This window comes from Pseudomonas sp. NFACC05-1 (assembly GCF_900100135.1).
GTDB classification, from domain to species: domain Bacteria; phylum Pseudomonadota; class Gammaproteobacteria; order Pseudomonadales; family Pseudomonadaceae; genus Aquipseudomonas; species Aquipseudomonas fluorescens_Q.
This window is the reverse complement of record NZ_FMTR01000002.1, coordinates 457,255-467,099: the sequence shown is the minus strand read 5'-3', so window position 1 is coordinate 467,099 and position 9,845 is coordinate 457,255. Positions and strand designations below refer to the sequence as shown.

The window sequence follows — 9,845 nt, the reverse complement described above, 5'->3', positions numbered from 1 at the left end:
GCTCGGTAGCACACTGGCAAACGGGCAGATCTCCCAGGGTAATTCGCGCGACCTTCCTGCTTATGCCTGTCGGATCTACGTCACAGCGTTCCGTGCAAGTATTGGGCTTTGGCAATTTTGGCTACCTTACCCCGCTGCACCGCCTAATCCGCTTCCTGTTCGTCAGGCCAGCATTTTGCCTCGGGCTTCCTTCAGATTCGCAGTCACCCGCGACACCCTTGCCTCTGGCTAACACTTCCCCTTGCCGGGTGTGTAGAGGACTTTCACCTCCAAGTCACCAGCGTGACCACCACAGCCAAGCTGGTTGCGCTTGCGCGCAACGCGCCATGCCTGGCGCACCAAAAGAAAACCCCGCCGAAGCGGGGCTTTGCAGACTGTTTCCCTGACATCCATTTCACTCCGCCTTCCTGGCAGAATCCTACGTGTCCGTGTTGTTACTTTTGCGCATCCTGCGCGGCGTCCATGTGAAGTAGATTAGCCTTGGATCCAACCTGCCGATAGAGGGAAAACGCCAGCACATTGTGTAAGCGTTTGCTTACACAATGTCAGTTTTTAGAACTGTCCGGGCTCCAGCAAGAACAGCGACTCGCTCCCTGCCTTCACCGAAGCACTCAAGGAGTGAATACGCGGCAGCAGGCGGGCGAAATAAAACCGCGCCGTGCCCAATTTGCTCGCGTAGAAATCATCCTGGCTTTCTTTGCCCAAGGCCGCCCTGGCCATCAGAGCCCACATGTAGGCATACGCGGTGTAGCCAAACGCCTGGAGATACTCCACCGACGCCGCGCCGATTTCGTTCGGGTTGCTTTTCGCTCGGTCCAACAACCATTCGGTCAGCTCATCCAGCGTACCGACCGCATCGTTCAGCGGCTTGGTGAACTCCGCCAGGTCGCTGCTCGCGGTGGCAGTGAAGTGCCGGATTTCATCGGCAAACAACTTGTAGAACGCACCGCCGCTGCCGACGATCTTGCGCCCCACCAGGTCCAGCGCCTGGATACCGTTGGTGCCTTCGTAGATCTGGGTGATACGCACATCGCGCACCAGTTGCTCCTGGCCCCATTCACGAATGTAACCGTGGCCGCCGAACACCTGTTGACCATGGACTGTGGTTTCCAGGCCCAGGTCGGTCAGGAAGGCCTTCGCCACCGGTGTCAGCAACGCCACCAGGTCTTCGGCGCGCTTGCGCGTGACTGGATCTTCGCTGAACTTGGCGGTGTCCAGTTGCATCGCCACGTAGGTGGAAAATGCCCGACCGCCTTCGTTCGAGGCTTTCATGGTCAGCAGCATCCGACGCACGTCGGGGTGGACGATGATCGGGTCGGCGACCTTGTCCTTGTTCTGCGCACCGGTTGGCGAACGACTTTGCAGGCGGTCACGGGCGTATTCGATGGCGTTCTGGTAGGAACGCTCACCCGAGGCCAGGCCTTGGATGCCGACGCCCAGACGTTCGTAGTTCATCATGGTGAACATCGCCGCCAGACCCTTGTTCGGCTCGCCTACCAGATAACCCACGGCTTCGTCGAAGTTCATCACGCAGGTGGCGGATGCCTGGATGCCCATCTTGTGTTCGATCGAGCCGCAGTTGGCCGCGTTGCGCGCGCCCAGGCTGCCGTCGGCATTGACCATGAACTTGGGCACCAGGAACAGCGAAATCCCCTTGGGGCCTGCCGGCGCGTCCGGCAGTTTCGCCAGCACCAGGTGAATGATGTTCTCGGTAAGGTCGTGCTCACCGCCAGTGATGAAAATTTTCGTGCCGCTGACCTTGTAGGAACCGTCGGCCTGGGGTTCGGCCTTGGTGCGGATGATCCCCAGGTCCGTACCGGCATGAGGCTCGGTCAGGCACATGGAACCGGCCCAGACGCCGGCGTACATGTTCGGCAGGTACGCTGCTTTCAATTCTTCACTGGCGTGGGCATTGATCGACAGGCAGGCGCCGGCGGTCAGCATCGGGTACAGGCCGAAGGACAGGCTGGCGGAGTTGACCATTTCCTCGACCTGGGCCGAAACGGCCTTGGGCATGCCCATGCCGCCGTACACCGGGTCACCGCCGACACCGACCCAACCGCCTTCAGCGTAAGTCTTGTAGGCCTGTGGGAAACCTGCCGGCGTGGTGACGGCGCCGTCGGCCCAGTGGCAACCTTCTTCGTCAGCGGCGCGGCTGAGGGGCGCGATGCTTTTGCTGGTGACTTTGCCGGCTTCTTCAAGGATCGCTTCGACCGTTTCGGCATCCACGGCATCGGCCAACGCCGGCAATTGGGCCCAGAGTTTCGCGACCTCGAACACTTCATTGAGGACGAAGCGCATATCGCGCAGGGGCGCTTTGTAGTCAGCCATGGCAAACCTCGCAGGATCTAAACAGTTGGTTCGAAAGAAAACGCTTTTTGCAGTGGCTTGAGTGTACCCCAACAACTTTTGAGACACATAGGGTCAACCTATGACTGTTTTGTTATTTTTAGTCAATATACAGACTTGAATGTTGATGGTGGCGAGGGAGCTTGCTCCCGCTTGAGTGCGCAGCACTCACAAAAAGGGCTGCTACGCAGCCCAGCGGGAGCAAGCTCCCTCGCCACGGGTTCAGTCAGAGGGCAAACAACTCTGCCGGTAGCTTCATCAGGCAGTCGCTCCCGGCCTCGACCGCAGCCCGATGGGCGGTCGTACGCGGCAGCAGGCGCTTGAAGTAGAACTCGCAGGTCGCCAGTTTGGCCTGGCAGAAATCGCCGTCACCGTTGCCGCTGTCGAGTTGCGACTGAGCCACCAATGCCATGCGCAACCACAGGTAGGCCAGGATGACGTAACCGCTGTACATCAAATAATCCACGGAGGCGGCGCCGACTTCATCTGGATTCTTCATGGCGGCCATTCCAACCCGAGTGGTCAGCTCGCCCCACTGCTGGTTGAGCCCGTCGAGTTGCGCGACGTACGCCTTGAGCTGCGGGTGTTCGGCATTGGCCACGCAGAATTTATGGACGATTTTGGTGAAACCTCGCAACAATTTGCCCTGGCTGCCCAGCACCTTGCGTCCCAACAGATCCAAGGCCTGAATACCGTTGGTGCCTTCATAGATCGGCGCGATGCGGCAGTCGCGCACCAACTGTTCCATGCCCCATTCGCGAATGAAACCGTGGCCGCCAAACACTTGCATGCCGTGGTTGGTCACCTCCAGCCCGGTGTCGGTCATGAAGGCCTTGCAGATCGGCGTGAGGAACGCCAGCAGGTCCTCGGCCTCCTGGCGGGCGGTTTCGTCCGGGCTCAGGTGCGCGGTATCGAGCAATTGCGCGGTGAAATACGTCAGCGCCCGATTGCCTTCGTTGAAGGCTTTCATGGTCAGCAGCATCCTGCGCACATCGGGATGGACGATGATCGGGTCGGCGACTTTTTCCGGCGCCTTGGGGCCGGTCAGCGCGCGCATCTGCAAACGGTCGTTGGCGTACCTGATGGCGCCCTGGAAGCTCGCCTCGCCCAGGCACAGGCCCTGCATGCCAGTGCCGAGCCGGGCGTGGTTCATCATGGTGAACATGCAATTGAGGCCCTTGTTCGGCTCGCCGATGAGGAACCCCTTGGCCCCATCGAAATTCAGCACACAGGTGGCCGATGCCTTGATGCCCATCTTGTGTTCAATCGAACCACAGGACACGCCATTGCGCGCCCCTGCCTCACCCCTGGCGTCGGGCAGGAACTTGGGCACGATGAACAGCGAGATGCCCTTGGTCCCGGCGGGAGCGTCCGGCAACTTGGCCAGCACCAGGTGGATGATGTTATCGCTCATGTCGTGTTCGCCGGCGGAAATGAAGATCTTGCTGCCGGAGATCGCATGGCTACCGTCGGCCTGGGGCACGGCGCGGGTCTTGATGATGCCCAGGTCGGTGCCGCAGTGGGCTTCGGTCAGGCACATGGTGCCTGTCCACTGGCCGGCGGTGAGTTTGCTCAGGTAGGTCTGTTTCTGTTCTGACGTGCCGTGGGCATGAATCGCCGACATGGCGCCATGAGTCAGGCCCGGGTACATGCCCCAAGATGTGTTGCTGGAGCCGATCATCTCGCTGATGACCAGGCCCAGGGAGCTAGGCAAGCCCTGGCCGCCATACGCCGGGTCCGCCGCCAGCCCATGCCAGCCACCCTCCACATACTGTGCGAAAGCCTGCTTGAAACCTGTCGGCGTGGTGACTACACCGTTGTCGAAATGGCAACCCTCTTCATCACCGGAGCGATTGAGCGGCGCCAGCACGTTCTCACAGAACCTGGCAGCTTCTTCGAGGATCGCGCTGACCATGTCCGGGCTTGCGTCGCTGGCGCCCAGCTCGGCATAGCGACCATGGAAATCGAAGACGTGATCGATCAGAAAGCGCATGTCGCGCAGTGGGGCTTTGTACTCGGGCATGGTGGTTTTCTCCGGTAGCAGATCGTTTCAACCTACTGCCGGCCACCCAGGCCCACAATCACAGTCCAGACGCTGAATGCGCCGTCATCACTCAACCCGCGGCAGTCTCCATGCGCACCGCACCGCGGCGGTTCTGCCCGAAGGCAATCACACAGTTACGCCCCGCGCCCTTGGCGTTATAGAGCGCCTGGTCGGCGGACTTGAGCACTTCTTCAGGCGTGCGTTGCTCGAGGCGTTCCGCGACACCGATGCTGACCGTCACCGAGACGCTGGACGCACCGGCACCGGAGCGACGCTGGCGGCCTTGCTGGTCGTCCTGGGGACGACTGTCAGGGTTGCGCAGTTGGATGGCGTACGTCTCGATGGACTGGCGAATGACTTCCAGATGGGGCATGCACTCGTCGATGGTCTTGCCTGCGAACACCAGGGCAAATTCCTCACCGCCGTAGCGATACGCCCTACCGCCACCGCCGATTTTCGACAATTTGCTGGCCACCAGGCGCAGGACCTGGTCACCCACATCGTGGCCGTGGGTGTCGTTGAATTTCTTGAAGTGGTCCACGTCACTCATCGCCAGCACATAATTGCGCCCCAGGCGCTGCATGCGTTCGTTCAGCGCCCGACGGCCCGGCAGGCCGGTGAGTTCATCACGGAAGGCCATTTGATAGGCCTCATGGGCGACCGCTGCCGCGATCATCAACATCACCTGGCTGCACATGATGTTCAAGGTGAAGGGCAGGATGAAGGTTTTCGGCAACATCCAGAACAACCCCAGCACCCCCACCAATTGCGCAGCATGCAGTGGCCGGGGGTTGCGCCAATATTGCCAGGCCAGCAGCAGGAACGCGGCGGCGAACATCGGGTAAGACAATTGGATCAGGCTCATCCAGGCACCGTGCAACGCCGGCCAGCGGATCTCCGAAAGCCACAACAGCAAGGCCTGGGGGAAACTCTGCTCCAGGGCCAGCGCCACGCTGCCAAAGACCAGCAACACCGCGAACCGCGCCACCATGTCCTGGAACAGATGGGTGCGCTCCTGCCACGCGGCGAACAGCCCGAACAACAGCGGCAACAACAGGCAAACGAGATGGAACACCACCGCCGCGTCTTCGCGCACCTTGCCGTTATCGCGATAGAAGTCAGTCTGGGTGTCCAGCAGGAAATAGGCGATGTACACCGTGACCATCAGAAACAGCTCACGTTGACGTCGGTAGACCGCGCAATACGCCCCACCCAGCAATAACACCAGCGTCGGGAGCACGTTGAACAGCGAGGTGAAGAAAACGTTGAGATCCTTGACGTAGGCAGCCGCAAGCCCCGCCAGCAACAGCAGCAATGACGGCAGGAAATGGCTGAAACGTACAGCGGAAGAACGCGGCAAGGGTAAAGCTCCGACCCGGCTGATCAAAGATGGCATTGTGCCTGCAACTGGAGCAGTAAGGCACGCGAGATGTGACAGATGTCACACTGCCATCGCTGTAACGGCAGAGGTGACGGTTTTCTTAGGGTCGAGTTGGATGAATATTGTTTCAGGATCCTGGTTGCCCCTGTGTGCGAGCTTGCTCGCGATAGCGGTGTGTCAGCCATGAAGGTACTGACTGAACAAACGCCATCGCGAGCAAGCTCGCTCCCACAAGGGCCTGCGGTGAATACAAATTTGTGGCAGGCATGAAAAAGCCGCTGCTCCCGAAGAAGCAGCGGCTTTTGGAAGAAGCGCGTGAGGCTTAGTAGCCCAGCGCGAAGTCCTCTTCCTTCATGTCCATCAGGTTGTTGGCGCCCGACAGCATGGTTGCCACGTGGGTACGGGTACGCGGCAGGATGCGCTGGAAGTAGAAGCGCGCGGTCTGCAGCTTGGCGGTGTAGAAGGCTTCTTCAGTGGTGCCGGCTGCGAGTTTTTCCGCCGCCAGGCGCGCCATGTCGGCCCAGAAATAGGCCAGGCAGGCGTAACCGGAGTACATCAGGTAGTCCACCGACGCGGCGCCGACTTCTTCGCGATCCTTCATGGCCGCCATGCCGACCTTCATGGTCAGCTCGCCCCATTCCTTGTTCAGCGCAGCCAGGGGTTCTACGAATTCCTTGACCGCTTCGTTGCCTTCGTTGCCCTGGCAGAACTTGTGGACGATCTTGGTGAAGCCCTTGAGTGCCTCGCCCTGGGTCATCAGCACTTTACGGCCCAGCAAGTCGAGTGCCTGGATGCCGGTGGTGCCTTCGTACAGCATCGAGATACGGCTGTCGCGAACGTTCTGCTCCATGCCCCACTCGGCAATGAAGCCGTGGCCGCCATAGATCTGCACGCCGTGGTTGGCCGATTCGAAACCGACTTCGGTCATGAAGGCCTTGGCGATCGGCGTCATGAACGCCAGCAGTGCATCGGCCTTTTTCTTCTCTTCTTCATCCACGCCGTACTTGACGATGTCGACCTGCTTGGCGGTGAAGTAGACCATCGCGCGGTTACCTTCGGCGAAGGCCTTCATGGTCAGCAGCATGCGACGCACGTCAGGGTGCACGATGATCGGGTCGGCGGCCTTGTCTGGCGCTTTCGGGCCGGTCAGGGAACGCATTTGCAGGCGGTCGCGAGCGTATTTCAGGCCGCCCTGGAAACCGATTTCGGCGTGGGCCAGGCCTTGCAGCGCGGTGCCCAGGCGTGCGGTGTTCATGAAGGTGAACATGCAGTTCAGGCCTTTGTTCGCCGGGCCGATCAGGTAACCGGTGGCCGCGTCGAAGTTCATCACGCAAGTGGCGTTGCCGTGGATGCCCATCTTGTGTTCCAGGGAACCGCAGCTCACCGCGTTGCGCTGGCCGATGGAGCCGTCGGCGTTAGGCAGGAACTTGGGAACGATGAACAGCGAAATGCCCTTGGTACCAGCCGGTGCGTCCGGCAGGCGCGCCAGCACGATGTGAACGATGTTGTCGGCCATGTCGTGTTCGCCGGCCGAAATGAAGATCTTGGTGCCGGAAACCTTGTAGGAACCATCGGCCTGAGGCTCGGCCTTGGTGCGCAGCATGCCCAGGTCAGTGCCGCAGTGTGGTTCGGTCAGGCACATGGTGCCGGTCCATTCACCGGACACCAGCTTGGTCAGGTAAGCCTCTTGTTGCTCAGGCGTACCGTGCTCGGAAATGGTGTTCATCGCGCCATGGGACAGGCCCGGGTACATGCCCCACGACCAGTTGGCTTCACCGACCATCTCGCTGACTGCCAGGCCGAGGGATTCCGGCAGGCCTTGACCGCCATGCGCGACATCATGGGCCAGGCTTGGCCAGCCGCCTTCGACGAATTGCTTGTAGGCTTCCTTGAACCCGGTCGGGGTCTTCACACCGGACTCGCTCCAGGTGCAGCCTTCGAGGTCGCCCACGCGGTTCAGCGGCGCCAGCACCTGCTCACAAAACTTGGCGCCTTCTTCGAGAATGGCGTCAACCATGTCCGGAGTTGCGTCCTGGCAAGCCGGAAGGCTCTGATAATGCGCTTCGTAGCCAAGCAGTTCGTCACGAACGAAGCGAATATCACGCAAGGGGGCCTTGTAGTCAGGCATAGCGATAAACCTCTGCTGATGTAACCGGGAATGAACGACCGCGTGGATTTGTTGTAGCGATCAAACAGTTGTTTGAAACATACGTTTACGCCGAAATCTTGTCAAGCACCGATCCGTTACCACTCGTCCCTCGTCTTGAAATTGATCGCGCTTGGCGCGGACCAACGCCACGACTGTCAACCTTTACAGGTTCGGCTTTGCGAGAAAACTGGTGTACTGACTCCGAGGCACAGAACAGCGCCGTTTCGGTCCAGACTAGTTCCCAATGGAGGAAAGCACATGGCCACTCAATCCGCAGGAGACAGTTCGAATCGCATACCAGGCGAACTGGACCGGAAATTTGGTACAGATGGCTATATTCAATTCAATGAACGAGGTAGCGCCACCACGATTGCTCACGACAGGGAAGCCAAATTGGTCTTTGCCTTGCAACTCCAGGATCATTTTGCACTGACGCGCTACCTGCCTAACGGGACCAGGGACGAGGCGTTCCAGGAAATTGGTTGGAATTTCCGGGATGGCGACAAGAGCTGGCCGACACGCGTATTGCTGCAAGAGGATGAGAAAATCCTGCTCATCGGAGCTTCGTCAAAAAACAGCGAGTGGAACCCGGCGGCGGTGCGTTTTCTTGCAAATGGCGGTCATGACATCGTGTTCGGTCGTAGGAGCCTCCCTGGCCCCGTCAATGCAAACCATGGGTCGATATGGAATGACAAACTCGTAGATGGATGCCTGCAAAAAAATCAAAAAATATTGATCTGCGCCACTTACTTCCTTTTTCCTGACGAAGAAAAACCAGAAGCATCGCTTAGTCGCCTGTTTTGCCTGCAACCCAACGGGGAACTTGATACTGGCTTCGGCGCAGGCCGCGGCTTCATCGATATCCGATTCCATGACCACGCAAGCTTCGCCTGTAATGTGCAGGTACAAAGGGATAGCAAGATCATTGTGGCTGGCAGTTGGCGACGCCTGGACGAAACCCTGAGGACGCGAACCGTTGCTCGCTACATGCCGACAGGCGAATTGGACCTTAGCTTTGGTAATAACGGTTTCGCCGATATCGTTGTTGAAGGAGAGGCCGCGCAATTGCTGCCTGCAGAGCGCTTTAAGCCGGAGATCGTTACCCGCGTGCTGGTCCAGAATGACGACAAGATTCTCGTCGCCGGCTACGCCAACGCTCCAGACGACCTGCAAAGCGGCTTACTTGTCAGATTGGAAGCGAACGGTGAAATGGATGGAAGTTTCAATAACGGTGAACCGCTACTGATTTCTCGCACTTTAAACAAACTGAGCCACAACTCGATGACTCTGCAACTGGACGGCAGAATCGTGGTGGTAGGTACCGCCGTCTCGGCAGGTGTAAACCTGAGGCAGTACGAGCGCGTGACTCAGAGCGGACAGTTAGAGGGCTTCTTTTTGGCGCAAAGCCCCGGCGACTGTGCAGATGTGACAGTCCAACCCTTGGGGCGGGTTGTTATTGCAGGCAGCTCTGGAGTTGGTAGCGCAATTACCCCAACGATCTGGGGATACATCGGAAGCTCATGAGGCGGGATGGTATGCACTCAAATCGGCATGAAGCGTTGAGTGCATTTGCCTAACGACGTTCAGGCAAACGTATCGATCAACGTACCGAGCATTTCGTCGGATGCCTTGGCGACATTAACACCCAGTTGCACCTGGAACTTGCCTTGGGCCATATCGACCATGTTGCTGGCCAAGTCCGACTGCTGGCTACGATCCACCGAACGCAAGCGATCAACCTGGACTTCGGACGACTGGCTGGTGACCGAACGCTCGATCGTATTGTTGGCGATCTGGCTGGAGGCCTGATCGACGCGGTTCTGCCCTGTCTGAATCGTGCTCAGACCGGCATAGAACGCGGTACTTCCTGAGATTTCCATGGCAGAGCTCGTCTTCTTGAAGGGTCGACAGTGGCCATTGAA

The 9,845-nt window shown here is 59.1% G+C and carries 6 protein-coding genes; 1 reads left to right on the top strand and 5 read right to left on the bottom strand.

What is annotated here, in order from left to right:
* Nucleotides 1-552 precede the first annotated feature (552 nt).
* The 4 genes from BLO97_RS06315 to BLO97_RS06300 all read right to left on the bottom strand — a co-directional run bounded on the left by BLO97_RS06315 (nucleotide 553) and on the right by BLO97_RS06300 (nucleotide 7,902).
* A complete protein-coding gene (locus BLO97_RS06315) occupies nucleotides 553-2,331 on the bottom strand; it encodes an acyl-CoA dehydrogenase C-terminal domain-containing protein (protein ID WP_092345336.1) in 1,779 nt (592 codons plus the stop codon).
* A gap of 244 nt (nucleotides 2,332-2,575) precedes the next feature.
* Complete coding sequence (locus BLO97_RS06310; protein WP_092345334.1) at nucleotides 2,576-4,372, bottom strand: acyl-CoA dehydrogenase C-terminal domain-containing protein; 1,797 nt, start codon at nucleotides 4,370-4,372, stop codon at nucleotides 2,576-2,578.
* A gap of 91 nt (nucleotides 4,373-4,463) precedes the next feature.
* Nucleotides 4,464-5,753 (bottom strand): GGDEF domain-containing protein, encoded by a 1,290-nt coding sequence (locus BLO97_RS06305; protein WP_092345332.1) that lies wholly within the window; start codon nucleotides 5,751-5,753, stop codon nucleotides 4,464-4,466.
* Between the two features lie 343 nt (nucleotides 5,754-6,096).
* Nucleotides 6,097-7,902: a phenylacyl-CoA dehydrogenase gene (locus BLO97_RS06300; RefSeq protein WP_092146373.1), complete on the bottom strand. Its 1,806-nt coding sequence runs from the start codon at nucleotides 7,900-7,902 to the stop codon at nucleotides 6,097-6,099.
* Between the two features lie 279 nt (nucleotides 7,903-8,181).
* Between BLO97_RS06300 and BLO97_RS06295 the strand changes: the two genes are divergently transcribed.
* The gene (locus tag BLO97_RS06295) at nucleotides 8,182-9,447 is read left to right on the top strand and encodes an NHL repeat-containing protein (RefSeq protein ID WP_092146371.1); all 1,266 of its coding nucleotides are present in this window, start codon (nucleotides 8,182-8,184) and stop codon (nucleotides 9,445-9,447) included.
* Nucleotides 9,448-9,506: 59 nt separating this feature from the next.
* Here BLO97_RS06295 and BLO97_RS06290 read toward each other — a convergent pair whose 3' ends face one another.
* Nucleotides 9,507-9,803, bottom strand: a complete 297-nt coding sequence (locus BLO97_RS06290; RefSeq protein WP_092345330.1) for a pyrroloquinoline quinone biosynthesis protein PqqE — start codon at nucleotides 9,801-9,803, stop codon at nucleotides 9,507-9,509.
* Nucleotides 9,804-9,845: the final 42 nt, after the last annotated feature.

Excerpts from the sequence above, each read along its gene's own strand:
- BLO97_RS06315 (WP_092345336.1), bottom strand. The coding sequence starts at position 2,331 with ATGGCTGACTACAAAGCGCCCCTGCGCGATATGCGCTTCGTCCTCAAT.
- BLO97_RS06310 (WP_092345334.1), bottom strand. The coding sequence starts at position 4,372 with ATGCCCGAGTACAAAGCCCCACTGCGCGACATGCGCTTTCTGATCGAT.
- BLO97_RS06300 (WP_092146373.1), bottom strand. The coding sequence starts at position 7,902 with ATGCCTGACTACAAGGCCCCCTTGCGTGATATTCGCTTCGTTCGTGAC.
- BLO97_RS06295 (WP_092146371.1), top strand. The coding sequence starts at position 8,182 with ATGGCCACTCAATCCGCAGGAGACAGTTCGAATCGCATACCAGGCGAA.
- BLO97_RS06290 (WP_092345330.1), bottom strand. The coding sequence starts at position 9,803 with ATGGAAATCTCAGGAAGTACCGCGTTCTATGCCGGTCTGAGCACGATT.